General features: G+C 44.0%; 29 protein-coding genes. 28 read left to right on the plus strand and 1 reads right to left on the minus strand.

From position 1 onward, the window contains the following. The first annotated feature begins 282 nt into the window (after nucleotides 1-282). The 28 genes from rpsJ (at nucleotide 283) to rplQ (ending at nucleotide 14,468) form a co-directional block, all read left to right on the plus strand. Nucleotides 283-594, plus strand: a complete 312-nt coding sequence (rpsJ, locus tag ACTXGO_RS03980; RefSeq protein ID WP_025644420.1) for a 30S ribosomal protein S10 — start codon at nucleotides 283-285, stop codon at nucleotides 592-594. 40 nt (nucleotides 595-634) lie between these two features. Beyond that, a complete protein-coding gene (gene rplC, locus ACTXGO_RS03985) occupies nucleotides 635-1,273 on the plus strand; it encodes a 50S ribosomal protein L3 (RefSeq protein ID WP_317200601.1) in 639 nt (212 codons plus the stop codon). A 14-nt stretch (nucleotides 1,274-1,287) separates the two neighbouring features. Beyond that, on the plus strand, nucleotides 1,288-1,890 hold the full coding sequence (rplD, locus tag ACTXGO_RS03990; protein WP_435950369.1) for a 50S ribosomal protein L4: 603 nt from the start codon (nucleotides 1,288-1,290) through the stop codon (nucleotides 1,888-1,890). Next, a complete protein-coding gene (gene rplW / locus ACTXGO_RS03995) occupies nucleotides 1,887-2,237 on the plus strand; it encodes a 50S ribosomal protein L23 (protein WP_317200603.1) in 351 nt (116 codons plus the stop codon). The genes rplD and rplW overlap by 4 nt, the downstream gene beginning before the upstream one ends. Nucleotides 2,238-2,248: 11 nt before the next feature. After that, nucleotides 2,249-3,076 carry a 50S ribosomal protein L2 gene (rplB, locus tag ACTXGO_RS04000; RefSeq protein WP_317200604.1) on the plus strand — a complete coding sequence of 276 codons (828 nt, stop codon included), beginning with the start codon at nucleotides 2,249-2,251 and terminating at the stop codon, nucleotides 3,074-3,076. Nucleotides 3,077-3,088: 12 nt separating this feature from the next. Then, nucleotides 3,089-3,364: a 30S ribosomal protein S19 gene (gene rpsS, locus ACTXGO_RS04005; RefSeq protein ID WP_317200605.1), complete on the plus strand. Its 276-nt coding sequence runs from the start codon at nucleotides 3,089-3,091 to the stop codon at nucleotides 3,362-3,364. 10 nt (nucleotides 3,365-3,374) lie between these two features. Beyond that, the gene (gene rplV / locus ACTXGO_RS04010; protein WP_025644408.1) at nucleotides 3,375-3,704 is read left to right on the plus strand and encodes a 50S ribosomal protein L22; all 330 of its coding nucleotides are present in this window, start codon (nucleotides 3,375-3,377) and stop codon (nucleotides 3,702-3,704) included. Nucleotides 3,705-3,707: 3 nt separating this feature from the next. Continuing rightward, complete coding sequence (gene rpsC / locus ACTXGO_RS04015; protein WP_443573431.1) at nucleotides 3,708-4,430, plus strand: 30S ribosomal protein S3; 723 nt, start codon at nucleotides 3,708-3,710, stop codon at nucleotides 4,428-4,430. Between the two features lie 3 nt (nucleotides 4,431-4,433). Further along, nucleotides 4,434-4,847, plus strand: coding sequence for a 50S ribosomal protein L16 (gene rplP / locus ACTXGO_RS04020; RefSeq protein WP_025644399.1), 414 nt, complete (start codon nucleotides 4,434-4,436; stop codon nucleotides 4,845-4,847). Next, nucleotides 4,847-5,044 (plus strand): 50S ribosomal protein L29, encoded by a 198-nt coding sequence (gene rpmC, locus ACTXGO_RS04025; protein ID WP_317200607.1) that lies wholly within the window; start codon nucleotides 4,847-4,849, stop codon nucleotides 5,042-5,044. Before rplP ends, rpmC begins: the two co-directional genes overlap by 1 nt. Then, nucleotides 5,041-5,316 (plus strand): 30S ribosomal protein S17, encoded by a 276-nt coding sequence (gene rpsQ, locus ACTXGO_RS04030; RefSeq protein WP_317200608.1) that lies wholly within the window; start codon nucleotides 5,041-5,043, stop codon nucleotides 5,314-5,316. Before rpmC ends, rpsQ begins: the two co-directional genes overlap by 4 nt. Nucleotides 5,317-5,493: 177 nt before the next feature. Further along, nucleotides 5,494-5,862, plus strand: coding sequence for a 50S ribosomal protein L14 (rplN, locus tag ACTXGO_RS04035; RefSeq protein WP_317200662.1), 369 nt, complete (start codon nucleotides 5,494-5,496; stop codon nucleotides 5,860-5,862). Nucleotides 5,863-5,870: 8 nt separating this feature from the next. After that, complete coding sequence (rplX, locus tag ACTXGO_RS04040) at nucleotides 5,871-6,188, plus strand: 50S ribosomal protein L24 (RefSeq protein WP_317200609.1); 318 nt, start codon at nucleotides 5,871-5,873, stop codon at nucleotides 6,186-6,188. 21 nt (nucleotides 6,189-6,209) lie between these two features. Then, nucleotides 6,210-6,746, plus strand: coding sequence for a 50S ribosomal protein L5 (gene rplE / locus ACTXGO_RS04045; protein WP_317200610.1), 537 nt, complete (start codon nucleotides 6,210-6,212; stop codon nucleotides 6,744-6,746). 12 nt (nucleotides 6,747-6,758) lie between these two features. Next, nucleotides 6,759-7,064 (plus strand): 30S ribosomal protein S14, encoded by a 306-nt coding sequence (gene rpsN, locus ACTXGO_RS04050; RefSeq protein ID WP_317200611.1) that lies wholly within the window; start codon nucleotides 6,759-6,761, stop codon nucleotides 7,062-7,064. A gap of 10 nt (nucleotides 7,065-7,074) precedes the next feature. After that, nucleotides 7,075-7,473, plus strand: a complete 399-nt coding sequence (gene rpsH, locus ACTXGO_RS04055; RefSeq protein WP_317200612.1) for a 30S ribosomal protein S8 — start codon at nucleotides 7,075-7,077, stop codon at nucleotides 7,471-7,473. A gap of 272 nt (nucleotides 7,474-7,745) precedes the next feature. Further along, nucleotides 7,746-8,279, plus strand: a complete 534-nt coding sequence (gene rplF / locus ACTXGO_RS04060) for a 50S ribosomal protein L6 (RefSeq protein WP_317200613.1) — start codon at nucleotides 7,746-7,748, stop codon at nucleotides 8,277-8,279. An 11-nt stretch (nucleotides 8,280-8,290) separates the two neighbouring features. Continuing rightward, nucleotides 8,291-8,641, plus strand: coding sequence for a 50S ribosomal protein L18 (gene rplR / locus ACTXGO_RS04065; protein ID WP_317200614.1), 351 nt, complete (start codon nucleotides 8,291-8,293; stop codon nucleotides 8,639-8,641). 2 nt (nucleotides 8,642-8,643) lie between these two features. Beyond that, nucleotides 8,644-9,153: a 30S ribosomal protein S5 gene (gene rpsE, locus ACTXGO_RS04070; protein WP_317200615.1), complete on the plus strand. Its 510-nt coding sequence runs from the start codon at nucleotides 8,644-8,646 to the stop codon at nucleotides 9,151-9,153. Nucleotides 9,154-9,183: 30 nt separating this feature from the next. Further along, on the plus strand, nucleotides 9,184-9,363 hold the full coding sequence (gene rpmD, locus ACTXGO_RS04075; protein ID WP_201623017.1) for a 50S ribosomal protein L30: 180 nt from the start codon (nucleotides 9,184-9,186) through the stop codon (nucleotides 9,361-9,363). Then, nucleotides 9,363-9,803: a 50S ribosomal protein L15 gene (gene rplO, locus ACTXGO_RS04080; protein ID WP_317200617.1), complete on the plus strand. Its 441-nt coding sequence runs from the start codon at nucleotides 9,363-9,365 to the stop codon at nucleotides 9,801-9,803. The genes rpmD and rplO overlap by 1 nt, the downstream gene beginning before the upstream one ends. Before the next feature lie 19 nt (nucleotides 9,804-9,822). Next, the gene (gene secY, locus ACTXGO_RS04085; RefSeq protein ID WP_317200663.1) at nucleotides 9,823-11,154 is read left to right on the plus strand and encodes a preprotein translocase subunit SecY; all 1,332 of its coding nucleotides are present in this window, start codon (nucleotides 9,823-9,825) and stop codon (nucleotides 11,152-11,154) included. 32 nt (nucleotides 11,155-11,186) lie between these two features. Then, a complete protein-coding gene (gene rpmJ / locus ACTXGO_RS04090) occupies nucleotides 11,187-11,303 on the plus strand; it encodes a 50S ribosomal protein L36 (protein ID WP_010196721.1) in 117 nt (38 codons plus the stop codon). Nucleotides 11,304-11,543: 240 nt separating this feature from the next. Further along, entirely contained in the window at nucleotides 11,544-11,900 is a 357-nt protein-coding gene (rpsM, locus tag ACTXGO_RS04095) for a 30S ribosomal protein S13 (RefSeq protein WP_317200618.1), read from the plus strand. A 20-nt stretch (nucleotides 11,901-11,920) separates the two neighbouring features. Continuing rightward, entirely contained in the window at nucleotides 11,921-12,310 is a 390-nt protein-coding gene (gene rpsK / locus ACTXGO_RS04100; protein ID WP_010196728.1) for a 30S ribosomal protein S11, read from the plus strand. 48 nt (nucleotides 12,311-12,358) lie between these two features. After that, nucleotides 12,359-13,000: a 30S ribosomal protein S4 gene (gene rpsD / locus ACTXGO_RS04105; protein WP_317200619.1), complete on the plus strand. Its 642-nt coding sequence runs from the start codon at nucleotides 12,359-12,361 to the stop codon at nucleotides 12,998-13,000. Nucleotides 13,001-13,081: 81 nt separating this feature from the next. Next, nucleotides 13,082-14,089 carry a DNA-directed RNA polymerase subunit alpha gene (locus tag ACTXGO_RS04110; protein ID WP_062533658.1) on the plus strand — a complete coding sequence of 336 codons (1,008 nt, stop codon included), beginning with the start codon at nucleotides 13,082-13,084 and terminating at the stop codon, nucleotides 14,087-14,089. Between the two features lie 19 nt (nucleotides 14,090-14,108). Further along, nucleotides 14,109-14,468, plus strand: coding sequence for a 50S ribosomal protein L17 (gene rplQ / locus ACTXGO_RS04115; RefSeq protein ID WP_075102287.1), 360 nt, complete (start codon nucleotides 14,109-14,111; stop codon nucleotides 14,466-14,468). A 69-nt stretch (nucleotides 14,469-14,537) separates the two neighbouring features. Here rplQ and ACTXGO_RS04120 read toward each other — a convergent pair whose 3' ends face one another. Continuing rightward, nucleotides 14,538-15,158, minus strand: a complete 621-nt coding sequence (locus tag ACTXGO_RS04120; RefSeq protein ID WP_317200620.1) for an L-threonylcarbamoyladenylate synthase — start codon at nucleotides 15,156-15,158, stop codon at nucleotides 14,538-14,540. Nucleotides 15,159-15,545: the final 387 nt, after the last annotated feature.

Raw genomic sequence — 15,545 nt, forward strand, 5'->3', positions numbered from 1 at the left:
ATATACTATGTATAATACACACCACTGAATTACAAGAGCGCCGCTTAGCAAGTTGCTGGCGCTATGACAGCTAGAGCATCGTTTCTAGCACTATTTCATATGCCTTTACTGATTTCCATATTAATAGGAGATTCGGTTGGGCTTTAAACTATTTTACTTTTGGTCGTTGCTTGTTTTGATAAAGAACAGATAACTATCTTGAGTGAATATTTAATTAAACGGCTTTTGGTCATCACCTTGTTTTGCAAGAATGACGAAAACATATATTAGGAGCTTGCTGGCATGGCTAACCAGAGAATCCGTATCAGACTCAAATCTTTTGACCATCGCCTGATTGATCAGTCGGCGCAAGAGATTGTCGATACTGCAAAGCGCACCGGTGCGCAAGTTTGTGGTCCTGTACCGTTGCCGACTCGCATTGAGCGCTTCGACGTTCTAACCTCACCACACGTCAACAAAGACGCGCGTGATCAGTACGAGATTCGTACTCACAAGCGTATGGTTGATATTGTTCAGCCAACTGACAAAACTGTGGATGCGCTGATGAAGTTAGATTTAGCGGCGGGTGTTGACGTTCAAATTGCTTTGGGCTAACACACACCCAACCCATTAATAAGATATAAAGAGGTTTAAAATGGCGATCGGTTTAGTCGGTAAAAAATGCGGCATGACCCGTGTCTTCACTGAAGCAGGTGCGTCTACCCCTGTAACCGTGATTGAGGTCGATGCAAACCGCATTACTCAAGTAAAAAATGAAGATACAGATGGCTATCAAGCCATCCAAATCACCACAGGCACTCGTCGTGACAGCCGCGTAACTGCAGCTCAAAAAGGACATTTTGCCAAAGCTGGCGTAAAAGCGGGCCGTGGTGTTTGGGAATTTCGTGCTACCGAGGGTGACCTTGAGGGTCGCGAAATCGGTGGTGAGATCTTAGCTGACTTGTTCGAAGTAGGTCAGATGGTCGATGTCACAGGACAAAGCAAAGGTAAAGGCTTTCAGGGTCCAGTTAAGCGTCACAACTTTAGCATGCAAGATGCTACTCATGGTAACTCAGTTTCTCACCGTGCCCATGGTTCAACTGGTCAAAACCAGTCACCAGGTAAAGTATTTAAAGGTAAGAAAATGGCAGGCCAGATGGGTAACAAACGTGTTACGGTTCAAGGCTTAGAAGTGGTCTCGGTTGATGCCGAAAAAGGATTGCTGGTCATTAAGGGTGCAATCCCTGGTGCTACCGGTGGCGATGTCATCGTGCGTCCGTCAATCAAAGCCTAAGCAAGGGGATTAACGTGGATTTAAAAACAGTTACAGGTGCGGCAGTTGAACTTTCTGACACAGCGTTTGGTCGTGAATTCAATGAAGCATTAGTGCATCAAGTCGTCACCGCTTATTTAGCGGGCGGACGCCAAGGTACACGTGCACAAAAAACCCGTGCCGAAGTTTCTGGCGGTGGCATCAAGCCATGGCGCCAAAAAGGTACTGGTCGCGCTCGTGCAGGCTCTATTCGTAGCCCAATCTGGCGTTCTGGTGGTCGCGCATTTGCCGCAAAGCCACAAGACTGGTCACAAAAAGTTAACCGCAAAATGTATCGCGGTGCTATGCAGTGCATTCTTGCTGAATTAGTACGTCAAGAGCGTCTAATTTTAGTTGAAGAGATTAGTGTTTCTGCACCTAAGACCAAAGAGCTGATCGCTAAGTTAAATGATTTAGGCGCACCTCGTGCCCTAATCGTCACGACAAACATTGACGAAAATTTATACCTAGCCGCCCGTAATATTCCACATGTCAATGTACTAGGTACAAGTGAAGTGGATCCAGTGAGCTTGATCGCCTTTGATAAAGTGATCATGTCAGTTGAAGCTGCGAAACAATTTGAGGAAGCACTAGCATGAATAACGCAAGACTTTATCAGATCCTAAGAGGACCTGTCTTCTCAGAAAAATCTCAAATGCTTGGCGACTCACTTGGTGTACAAGTATTCAAAATTGATTCTAATGCTACTAAGCTAGAAGTCAAAAAAGCAGTTGAGCTCATGTTTGAAGGTGTTGAAGTCACCAAAGTAAACACTTTGAACGTTAAAGGTAAGACGAAGCGTTTTGGTAAAAGCATCGGTCGTCGTAATGACTACAAAAAAGCCTATGTTACCTTAAAAGCTGGTCAAGATGTACAAATGGCTGATGCTGGTGAAGAGGTTGCAAGCGCAACTGATTCTACTAGTGAAACAGCGAACAACGAATAAGGATTACACTCATGCCTATCGTAAAAGCAAAGCCAACATCACCCGGCCGTCGTTTTGTTGAAAAAGTAGTGCATCCACACCTTTATAAAGGTCGTCCGTATGCACCGCTCCTAGAATCAAAAAGTAAGTCAGGTGGTCGTAACAATAATGGCCGTATTACTACTCGCCATATCGGCGGTGGTCACAAGCAGCATTATCGTATTATTGACTTCAAACGTACTAAGGACAATATCCCAGCTACGGTCGAGCGTATTGAATACGATCCTAACCGTACTGCTCATATTGCACTTCTTAAGTACGCTGATGGCGAACGCCGTTATATCATCGCTGCCAAAAAACAAGCGGTTGGTGATACTGTGATGTCAGGTGAAAACTCACCTATTCGTCCAGGCAACTGTTTACCGCTCAAAAACATACCTTTAGGTACTGTGATCCATAATATCGAGCTTAAAATCGGTAAAGGCGCACAGATGGCTCGCTCTGCGGGTACAAGCGTACAGTTATTGGGTCGTGACGGTATTTACGCTATTTTGCGTATGCGTTCAGGTGAAACTCGCCGTGTACACGTCAACTGCCGTGCCGTTATCGGTGAAGTCTCTAACACTGAGAATAACCTAAAATCACTTGGTAAAGCCGGTGCATCACGTTGGCGCGGTATTCGCCCATCAGTTCGTGGTGTCGCGATGAACCCAGTTGATCACCCGCATGGTGGTGGTGAAGGTCGTAACAAAGGTCGCCATCCAACCAGCCCTTGGGGTCAGAAGTCTAAAGGACTTAAAACGCGTAGCAATAAGCGTACTGACAATATGATCATCCGCCGTCGCGCCAAGAAGAAATAAAGGAAGAATTTCATGCCTCGTTCATTGAAAAAAGGTCCATTCATAGACGCGCACCTGTTTGCCAAAGTTGAAGCTGCAATTGATGCCAACTCACGCAAACCTATTAAGACTTGGTCGCGCCGCTCGATGATTTTGCCACAAATGGTTGGCCTAACTTTATCTGTTCATAATGGTCGTACTCACGTACCTGTCATTATCAGCGAACAGATGGTTGGTCATAAACTAGGTGAATTTGCCCCGACTCGTACGTATCGTGGTCATGGCATTGACAGAAAAGCTAAGAGATAAGGTGCTTACCATGGAAGTAACTGCAAAATTACGCGGTGCCGCCATCTCGGCACAAAAAGTTAGACTCGTTGCTGATGAAGTTCGTGGCAAGCCCATTGAGCGTGCTCTGGATATCCTAACGTATAGCAATAAAAAAGGCGCTGTGTTTGTTAAGAAATGTCTTAACTCAGCCATCGCCAATGCCGAGCATAATCATGGCCTAGATATTGACGACCTAAAAGTCGCTACTATCTACGTTGATGAAGGCATTACGCTAAAACGTATCCTACCACGTGCAAAAGGTCGCGCTGATCGTATCAGCAAGCGTACCTGTCACATCACTATAAAGGTAGGAGAATAAGTTATGGGTCAAAAAGTACATCCAATCGGAATTCGTCTTGGTGTTGTCAAAAAGCATAACGCAAACTGGTATGCTGATCCTAAACAGTACTCAGAATACCTCATCAACGACATTCAAGTTCGTGAGTATCTACGCAAAAAGCTAGATAGCGCTATGATCAGTAACATCATGATCGAGCGTCCTACTGGCGCTGTTAAAATTACCATCGCCACTGCGCGTCCTGGTATTGTTATCGGTAAGAAAGGCGAAGATATCGAAAGACTTCAAAAAGAATTGACCAAAATTATGGGCGTACCTGCTCAGGTCAACATTGAAGAGATCACATCACCTGATCTAGATGCTCGTCTCGTTGCTGATGGTATTGGTAGCCAGCTTGAGCGTCGTGTTATGTTCCGCCGTGCTATGAAGCGCGCCGTACAGAACAGCATGCGCTCTGGTGCTAAAGGTATCAAAGTTGAGTTGTCAGGCCGTCTTGGCGGTGCTGAGATTGCTCGTACTGAATGGTACCGTGAAGGCCGCGTGCCATTACATACACTACGCGCTGATATTGACTATGCGTCAGTACGTGCAGAAACAACTTACGGCACCATCGGTGTGAAAGTTTGGATCTTCCGCGGAGAAATCCTTGACGGTATGAACAGTGTTTATAATCCGGTCAAAGAAGAGCCTCGTGCGCCAAAACGCCGTGGCCGTGGTGGAAACCGTCGAAACTCAGACAGAGGTTAAACTATGTTACAGCCAAAACGTACCAAGTTTCGCAAAATGCATAAAGGTCGTAACACAGGGCTCGCTCATCGTGGAAGCACCGTTGCATTCGGACAAATTGGTCTAAAATCTTTGACGCGTGGTCGTATGACAGCTCGTCAAATCGAAGCAGCACGTCGTACCATTACTCGTAAAATCAAACGTGGTGGTAAGATTTGGATTCGCGTATTCCCAGACAAACCTATTACCAACAAGCCATTAGAAGTACGTATGGGTAAAGGTAAAGGTCCAGTTGAATATTGGGTATGTGAGATCAAACCTGGTAAAGTGCTATATGAAATCGAAGGGGTTTCAGAAGAGCTTGCTCGCGATGCTCTAACGCTTGCAGCAGCCAAACTGCCCTTTAAAACTACCATTGTTAAGCGGACGATAATGTAATGAAGATCAGTGAATTACGTGATAAATCATTAGAAGAGCTGACCGGGTTACTTGATGAAAAGCAACTTGATGCTTTCCGTATTCGTATGGCTAAAGCAACAGGTCAGTTGGGGAATACCCATGAAGTCAGAGGCAATCGTCGCACGATTGCCCAGATTCAGACTTTGATCAACGAGAAACAACGAGGCGACTCATGAGCGAAAACAATCAAACAGCCACCAACGCTAGCGTATTGACAGGACGAGTTGTCAGCGACAAGATGGACAAGTCCATCACAGTTTTGATTGAGCGTCTGGTTCGTCATCCTTTGTATGGCAAACAGCTTCGTCGTTCTACCAAAATCAAAGCCCATGATGAAGACAACGTTTGCCAACAAGGCGATCTTGTCCGTATCAAAGAGACACGTCCAATCTCAAAAACTAAGTCTTGGACTTTAGTTGATGTGGTTGAAAAAGTAGAAAAAATCTAAGTAAATTGCATTGAATACCAGAAGCTGTTAAAATACCCGCCTTTTTAAGGATGCTGATTGCGCTTGCCGTAATCGCTCACTTATGAGTAAGGCGCTATTTATACCAAAATGCCGTCTACTCATTCTGTGCTAGCGGCAGCAACTGGTTTTTATTGCTCATACCTGTGGAGTAACGCTATGATTCAGGTTGAATCTATGCTGGAAGTTGCAGACAATAGCGGTGCAAGACGAGTTCAGTGCATTAAAGTACTGGGTGGTTCTCATCGTCGTTACGCATCTGTCGGCGATATTATCAAGATTACGGTTAAAGAAGCTATTCCTCGCGGTCGTGTCAAAAAAGGCGACGTGATGAATGCAGTAGTTGTACGTACCAAAAAAGGCGTTCGTCGCCCTGATGGTTCGGTTATTCGTTTTGATGACAATGCTGCGGTATTGCTCAACCAAAACAAAGCACCGATTGCAACTCGTATTTTTGGACCGGTAACTCGTGAACTACGTGGTGATCAGTTTATGAAAATTGTATCCCTAGCACCAGAAGTATTGTGAGGTAACCCATGGCTAAATTACGAAAAGGCGACACAGTTATTGTTATTGCTGGTAAAGATAAAGGCAAACAAGGTACTGTTCAAGCTGTAAAAAACGATCGTATTAAAGTTGAAGGCATCAACATCGTCACTAAACATCAGAAGCCAAATCAGGCAACTGGCGTTGAGGGTGGCATTGTTAAGCAAGAAGCTTTTTTGCATATCTCAAACGTCGCGATTTTAAATGCGCAAACCCAAAAAGCAGACCGTATTACTTATCAGACGAATGATGAAGGCGTCAAACAACGCGTTTATCGTTCAAATGGTGAAGTTGTGGCGACTGCGTAAGACACTAAGGGTGTAATGGTAATGGCAAGATTAAAGACTTTATATAACCAAGAACTAAAGCAACAGATCAAAGAAGAACTTGATTTAGCTAACGTGATGCAAGTGCCTAAAATCACTAAGATCACACTTAATATGGGTGTGGGCGGTGCGTCTCAAGACAAGAAATTGCTTGAAGGTGCGGTAGCTGACATGATCGCAATTGCTGGTCAAAAGCCTGTTGTTACTAAAGCTCGTAAGTCAGTTGCTGGCTTTAAGATTCGTGAAGAATGGCCGATTGGCTGTAAAGTAACGCTTCGCGGTGAGCAAATGTACGAATTTTTAGATCGTCTCATTGCTATTGCGATTCCTCGTATTCGTGACTTTCGCGGTTTTTCACCTAAAGCCTTTGACGGACGTGGTAACTACTCTTTAGGTATTAAAGAGCAGATCGTATTCCCAGAAATCGAATATGATAAAATTGATCGTATTCGCGGTATGGATGTAACGATCACCACCTCTGCAGGTAATGATGAAGAAGGTCGTGCGTTACTCAAAGCATTCGGCTTCCCATTCAAATAAGGTAAAGACGTTATGGCAAAGAAGAGCATGATTAATCGCGAATTAAAGCGCGAAAAAATGGTTGCTAAATATGCTGAGAAGCGTATTAAGCTAAAAGAGACTATCAGTGATGTCAACGCAAGTGACGAAGAGCGTATGGATGCTATGTTAGAGCTTCAGTCTCTACCACGTAACGCATCTCCAGTACGTCTGCGTAATCGCTGTGCTATCACTGGTCGCCCTCATGGTTACTACCGTAAGTTTGGCTTATCTCGCAACATGTTGCGTGAGCGTGTCATGCAAGGTGATGTACCTGGTGTTCGTAAAGCAAGCTGGTAAGGAGTAAGACATGAGTATGCAAGATACTGTTGCTGATATGCTAACCCGTATTCGTAACGCGCAAATGGCGAACAAAGTATCGGTTGCGATGCCAAGCTCAAAGCTACGCAAATCAATCGCTGATCTATTGGTTAGCGAAGGTTATGTGGCAAACGCAACTGTTACTCAAGAAGATAACAATAAAGCGACGTTGTCTATTGAATTAAAATACTTCGAAGGCAAACCTGTCATCGAAACTATTCAACGCTTTAGCCGTCCTGGTCTGCGCCAGCATCGCGGTAAAGATAACATCCCAACTGTTAAGCAAGGTATGGGTGTTGCTATCGTATCAACCAGTCAAGGCATCATGAGTGATCGTGCTGCACGCGCTGCTGGTATCGGTGGCGAAATCGTTGCTTTTGTTGCTTAATATTTGGTTATCAAATATTAAGTTACCAAGCAACCAAGATACCACTTAGGCCTTATTGTTTATTGCTATTCTATTGAGGACAGCAATAAACAAAGCACCATCAGATGCAATAATGCTTTTTTAGTTAATAGCAATTGATAGGTGCTAGGCAAGCTTAATTATGATAAACTAGCACGCTTTTTAGCCTGTTAGTTTTTTCGCTATTATCTTCTCCTATTTTTATTGATGATAATTGGCTAACAGAAGAAGTTAATTTTTTAAGGAATATTCCTATGTCTCGTGTGGCTAAAGCCCCAGTAACCTTGCCAAACGGCGTTAGTGTTACTTTGAACGATCGGCAGGTCGAAGTGAAAGGCAAGAACGGTACTTTGTCTTTACACCTGCATGAATTGGTCGAGCTGAAACAGGAAGATGATGCTATCATTCTCTCACCTACAGTCGATTCAAAAGAAGCCATGATGCATACTGGCACCGTACGCGCCTTACTTAACAACCATGTTATCGGCGTAACCGAAGGCTTTGAAAAACGTCTTCAACTCATCGGTGTTGGTTATCGTGCTCAAGCTACTAGTGATAAAGTAACCTTGAACGTCGGTTATTCACATCCAGTAGAGTATACGTTGCCAGAGAGTGTGTCGGCCGAAACCCCAACGCAAACTGAAATTGTTTTAAAATCAAACAATAAGCAGCAGCTTGGTCAAGCCGCGGCAAATATCCGCGCCTTCCGTCCACCAGAGCCTTATAAAGGTAAAGGTATTCGTTATAGTGACGAGCACGTGATTCGCAAAGAAGCCAAGAAAAAATAAGGTGAGTTGAAATGTTTGATAAAAAAGCAGCTCGTCTGCGTCGAGCTAAGAAAACCCGTGCGCATATCAGATTTTTGGGCGTTCATCGTCTAACCGTCACTCGCACGCCAAAGCATATGTATGCCCAGATTATCTCTCCAAGTGGTGGTGAAGTGATCGCTCAGGCATCTACACTAGATAGCAGTCTGCGTTCAGGTGCAACTGGCAACACTGATGCTGCGACATCTGTAGGCCAAATGATCGCAGAACGTGCAAAAGCAGCTGGTATTACCAAAGTTGCCTTTGATCGTAGCGGTTTTAAATATCATGGTCGAGTAAAAGCTTTAGCTGAAGCTGCTCGCGAAAACGGATTGGAGTTTTAATCATGGCTAGAAATAATGACAAAAATGAACCTTCAGACGGTTTAGTAGAGCGTCTAGTCACCGTTGATCGCGTTGCAAAAGTGGTCAAAGGTGGTCGTATTTTTTCATTCACAGCTTTAACCGTTGTGGGTGATGGTAATGGTCGCGTTGGTTTTGGACGTGGTAAAGCACGTGAAGTCCCAGCGGCTATTCAAAAAGCTCTAGAAGCGGCGAAGCGTAATATGATCACAGTGGAGCTTAACGAAGCCACTTTGTATCATCCGATCAAAGCCCGTCATGGCGCAAGTAAAGTCTATATGCAACCTGCATCTGAAGGTACTGGCGTTATCGCTGGTGGCGCAATGCGTGCTGTATTAGAAGTTGCTGGTGTCAAAGACGTTTTGACTAAGTGTTATGGCTCTACCAATACTGCTAACGTTGTTCGCGCAACATTTAACGGTTTACGTGATATGTCAACTCCAGAAAAGATGGCAGCAAAACGTGGTAAATCTGTAGACGAAATTTTGGGCTAACCTTTAGTAGATAGGACTAGGTGAATATTGATGAAAACAATGAAAGTCACTCAAGTAAAATCAGGTGCCCATCGCCTCAAGAGCCACAAAGCTAGCTTGAAAGGATTGGGTTTACGCCGTATTAACCATACTGTAGAAGTTGAAGATACCCCATCAACTCGTGGCATGGTCAATCGCGTTAACTACATGGTAAAAGTGGAGGAAGCGTAATGGGTCTTAGATTAAACGAATTATCACCAGGTGTTGGCGCAAAGAAAACTGCCCAACGTCGTGGTCGCGGTATCGGTTCAGGTCTTGGTAAAACAGGCGGTCGCGGTGTGAAAGGTCAAAAATCACGTTCAGGTTCTAGCATACGCTCAGGATTTGAGGGTGGTCAAATGCCTTTGTACCGTCGTCTACCAAAATTTGGCTTTACTAGTAAAATGGCAATGACTACGGCTGAAGTCCGTCTGTCTGAGCTCAACAAAATTGACGGTGATGTAGTCAGCTTAGAGACGCTTAAAGCGGCTAACCTTGTCCGTCGTGATATGAAGCGTGCTCGCGTTATGCTATCAGGCGAAGTCACTAAAGCTTTTACCTTTAAAGGTATCAAAGTGACTAAAGGCGCTAAGCAGGCAATCGAAGCTGCTGGTGGTAGTATCGAGGAGTAGTAACGTGTCAAAGCAATCAATGTCATCGACTGGTATACCGCTTAATCCTTTCGCCTTTATACGCAAGTATGATGAGCTCTGGACGCGCTTACTATTTTTGATCGGTGCGTTGATTGTTTATCGTTTAGGGTCACATATTCCTGTTCCTGGTATCAACCCTGTCAATTTAGCTGATTTATTTTCGCGTAATGAAAACACCATTTTGAGCATGTTCAATATGTTCTCAGGTGGTGCTTTAGAGCGTATGTCTATTATGGCGCTCGGCATTATGCCTTATATCTCTGCCTCTATTATTGTACAGATGATGTCAGCAGTCGTTCCGTCGCTTGAAGCGCTCAAAAAAGACGGTGAGGCTGGACGTCGCAAGCTAAACAAGTATACCCGTCAAGGCACCCTTGCTTTAGCTTTAGTGCAGTCGCTTGGAATGTGTGCAGGATTGATCAGTCAGAACTTGACGTTATCTAGCGGTCTTACCTTTTATATACCGGCGGTGACCTCATTGGTAGCGGGCGCTATGTTCTTGATGTGGCTTGGTGAGCAGATCACAGAGCGCGGCGTGGGTAATGGTATCTCAATGCTTATTTTTGCAAGCATTGTCGCAGGTACCCCTGGCATGATTTCACAATCTATTGAACAGGTCAATCAGGGTCAGATGAATCTGATTGTACTCTTTATCTTTGTTATATTAGGCATCGCGGTAACCGCGGGTATCGTTTATATTGAACGTGCTCAGCGCCGTGTTCCTGTTAACTATGCACAAAAGCAGCAGCAAGGCCGCAAAATATACGCTCAGCAGCAATCACACTTGCCATTGAAAATAAACATGGCAGGGGTTATCCCTGCTATTTTTGCCAGCTCCTTGTTACTGTTTCCAGCAAGTTTGGGTCAATGGGTAGGTCATTCAACCGATCCTACCTTTGTGCAAAAGATACTACAAAATATGGCACTAGTGTTGTCTCCTGGACAGCCGTTATATTTAGTACTGTTTGGTGCGATGATTATTTTCTTTTGTTATTTTTATACGGCATTAGTTTTTAGTCCTCGTGAAGTCGCTGAAAACCTTAAACGAAGCGGTGCGTATATCCCAGGTATTCGTCCCGGACAACAAACTCAGCGTTATCTTGATCACGTATTAAATCGATTAACTTTCATCGGCGCGATGTATATGACGGTTATTTGTTTGATGCCTATGGTCATCCAGTCAGGTTTTGGTGTGCCATTTAATCTTGGTGGTACATCACTATTGATTATGGTAGTAGTGGTAATGGATTTCATCTCGCAGATTCAAGCGCATTTGATGACGCATCAATACCACGATCAGACGTTAATTCAGTCGCCCACTCAGCCATAAACTGAGCGGCGTGATATTTCAAGGAGCATGCGATGAAAGTTCAAGCATCAGTAAAAAAGATTTGTGGTAGCTGTAAAGTAGTTCGCCGTAAAGGTCGTGTACATATTATTTGTACTGCTGAACCACGCCACAAGCAACGTCAAGGTTAATTGACTAACGAAGATTTATTGTTAAATCAATTAACACTTGAAAAAACGCGGCGGATGCGATATCATCCGCCACTTGCCGTAGTTCATACCTTTTTATTTGTTTCATTTTATGACGCGTATTAATTGAAAGATTATACGAGTTTTAAAGCATGCAGATATTTAGGTGTTAACAGCAATAATTTTGGAAAACAACATATCGTTTAAACAAACGATATCTGTTTTTCTTTGATGGAGAAATAAATGGCTCGTATTGCCGGTGTCAACATTCCGGATAATAAGCATGCTGTTATTTCACTAACTTACATCTTTGGTGTAGGTCGTACCACTGCTCAGAAAATCTTAGAAGCAGTTGGCATTGCCCCTACTACTAAAGTCAGTCAGTTAGATGATACACAGTTAGATGCTATCCGTGCACAAATTGCAGAATACATGACTGAAGGTGACCTTCGTCGTGAAGTGTCAATGAATATCAAGCGCTTGGTTGATCTTGGTTGTTACCGTGGCATTCGCCATCGCCGTAACTTACCAGTAAGAGGTCAAAACACCAAGAATAACGCTCGTACTCGTAAGGGTCCGACACGCCCTCTCAAAAGATAATTAACTTAGGAAGCTAAAAGATGGCTAAAGACACTCGTAGTCGCAAAAAAGTGGCTCGTCGTTCAGTATCGGAGGGCATTGCCCACATCCATGCGTCTTTTAATAACACCATTGTAACGATTACCGATCGTCAAGGTAATGCACTGGCTTGGGCCACCTCAGGTGGACAAGGCTTCCGTGGTTCACGTAAATCTACACCATTTGCAGCTCAGGTTGCAGCTGAAGTCGCTGGTAAAGCGGCTCAGGAATACGGTGTTAAGAATATCGACGTTTTGGTCAAAGGACCAGGACCGGGTCGTGAGTCTGCGGTAAGAGCACTAGGTGCATTGGGTTATAAAGTGAACAGCATCTCTGATGTGACCCCAATTCCACACAATGGTTGCCGTGCGCCGAAAAAGCGCCGCGTCTAATACTAAAGACGAAGCTTTTTATCATAAAAGCTTATAGGAGACATAAACATGGCCCGTTATATTGGACCAAAACTAAAGTTATCACGTCGTGAAGGCACTGACCTAGGTCTTAAATCTGGTGTTAAACCTTATGACGTCAAGACCAAAAAAGCTGGTCGTCCACCAGGTCAACATGGCGTTAGCCGTAACAAGACTTCAGAATACGCTTTACAGCTGCGTGAAAAGCAGAAAGTTAAGCGTATTTATGGTGTACTTGAGCGTCAGTTCGCAAACTACTATAAAGAAGCTGCTCGCAAACGCGGCGCTACAGGTGAGAACTTGCTAGCTATGCTTGAGAGCCGTATCGATAACGTCGTATACCGTATGGGCTTTGGCTCAACTCGTGCAGAAGCGCGTCAGTTGGTCAGTCACCGCACTGTCATGCTTAAAAAAGCAGGTCGTGATGAGTTTGTTCGTGTGAACATTCCATCAATCCAGTTGCAAGATGGTGACGTTATCGCTATTCAAGAAAAATCTCGCGAACAGCTACGTATCAAGAACGCTATTGAGCTTGCCACGCAGCGCGGTATTCCAGAATGGCTAGATGTTGATCACAGCAAATTACAAGGCACGTTTAAACAAGCGCCTGATCGCATTGATCTTCCTGCTGAAATCAACGAAAGCTTGATCGTTGAGCTATACTCAAAATAAGTGATACCTTAGCATATCTACTGATTTGGTCAGTGGATATGTTATGTCATTTAAACCTGTTTAATCTATCGAGGTGACATTATGATGCTAAATGCAACTGAGTTTCTAACACCAAATGCCATTAACGTGGACACGGTTAACGAAACGATTGCGAAAGTCACGCTCGAACCGTTAGAACGCGGCTTTGGGCATACCTTAGGTAATGCTCTTCGTCGTATCTTGTTATCTTCATTACCTGGTGCTGCGGTTATTGAAGCTGAGATTGATGGTGTTGACCATGAATACTCTACGCTTGAAGGCTTGCAAGAGGACGTACTTGATTTGCTTTTGAACTTAAAAGGCCTAGCAATTACCCTTCATGACCAAAATGAAGTATTTTTGACCTTGGACAAGCAAGGTCCAGGCACTATTACTGCTGCAGACATCGCACTACCGCACAATGTAGACATTATCAATCCAGAATTGGTATTAGGCACATTGAGCGAGCGCGGTCATCTTAAGATGCGTTTGCGCGTAGTGATGGGTCGTGGATATGAGCCAGCAAATCAGCGCCGTGAAGATGGCGACACCAAAGCAATTGGCCGTCTAAAGCTTGATGCAAGCTTTAGCCCAGTGCTTCGTGTTGCTTATCAAGTTGAGAACGCTCGCGTCGAGCAGCGTACCGATCTTGATCGTCTCATCATTGAGCTTGAAACTAATGGCACTATAGATCCAGAAGAAGCAATTCGTAAAGCTGCCACTATTTTACAACAACAGATTTCTATCTTTGTTGATCTAGAAGCTGAAGAAGCGCCTGAGCCTGTGAAAGAAAAAGAAGAGGTCGACCCAGTGCTACTTCGCCCTGTGGATGATCTTGAACTAACGGTTCGCTCAGCCAACTGCTTAAAAGCTGAAAACATTTACTATATCGGCGATTTGGTACAGCGTTCAGAGACTGAATTATTAAAAACCCCAAATCTTGGTAAGAAATCATTAACTGAAATCAAGGACGTACTAGCGTCTAAAGATTTAGAGCTCGGTATGCGCCTAGACAATTGGCCACCTGCTGACTTACGTGTTGATGATCGCTTTTCTTATCGTAGCCGCTAAACTTTAAGGATATTTGACTATGCGCCATCGTAAGAGTGGAGTCAAGCTGGGTCGTACCGGCAGTCATCGTAAAGCCATGTTCCAAAATATGACCAACTCATTATTTGAGCACGAGTTGATCAAAACGACGTTGCCAAAAGCAAAAGAGTTACGCCGCGTTGCTGAGCCACTAATCACATTGGCTAAAGAAGACAGCGTTGCTAATCGCCGCTTGGCATTTAGCCGTATGCGTAGCAAAGCTATGGTCGGTAAACTATTTGGTACGCTAGGTCCACGTTATCAGACGCGTCCAGGTGGCTATCTTCGCATTGTAAAATGTGGTCACCGTGATGGTGATAACGCGCCAATGGCTTATGTAGAATTAGTTGATCGTGACTAAAATTAGCTATCATTTATAATAAAAAAAGCTCCCATTCGTTGGAGCTTTTTTTTGTGCTTAATGTGCTGTCTATATCATTAGAGCACTAACGTCCGCCGCACCTTGTCTGATAATTTCAGGCTGATTATTAGTCATGTCTACGATCGTAGTCAGCTTAGTAGTCTTGATACCTGCGTTGATCAGACCATCTATCACATGACCTAATAGCTCCTCAATCTCGAAAGGATCATCGAGTATGTCATCGCGATTGGGTAGCACTAATGAGCTGGTCAATATAGGTTCATCCATTGCTTCTAACAGCGCTTGAGCAATAGGGTTACCAGGTACTCGTATACCTATAGTTTTTTTCTTTGGATGAGACAGTTTTTTAGGGACATCTTTGGTAGCGTTCAAGATAAAGGTAATAGGCGCTGGAGTACAGGCCTTTAGTTGTTTAAATTGTTGATTGTCAACGGTGGCGTAATTAGCGATCTCACTTAAATCACGACATAGCAACGTAAACTGATGCTTATCATCAAGCTCACGTATGAGTTTGAGCTTCTCTAGAGCGTCTTTGGCACCAAGGCGACAACCAAAGGCGTAACTGGTATCAGTGGGGTAGATAATCAGCTTATCACCGCGTAGCATATCGGCTGCTTGCTCTATGAGGCGAGGCTGCGGATTTTCTGGATGGATATATAAAGTTTGCATACGGACTCCTATTTTGGTTTTTTGCCTTTATTAGAGCTAGGCTTTTAGATTTATAGTTGTTGAAGTATAACCCTTAGAGTGATAAGAGTTGTAGGAGCCTGCCGTAAACAAGCGTATACAAGCGTAAAACACCATAGATACTCTATTGGTTCAAATTTAGCTAAGCTCTGATTAGAAGTCAGTTTCGGGCGATATAAAGATAATGTTTTAGCTTCTAGGCTGCTTGGCTGTTAAGCTGAATATGCAACAACGCTAACAATAATATTTTGGCATCGCGCGGCAGTAACTCTGGGTTTTTTTTATAGTTTAAAGCTTGCTTATAGACGTCAGCTGCAAACGTGCTGCTACTCGTATCAAAGGTTGCAAAGATATTATCCTGCGACACTC

It is taken from the genome of Psychrobacter sp. T6-1 (genome assembly GCF_052258445.1).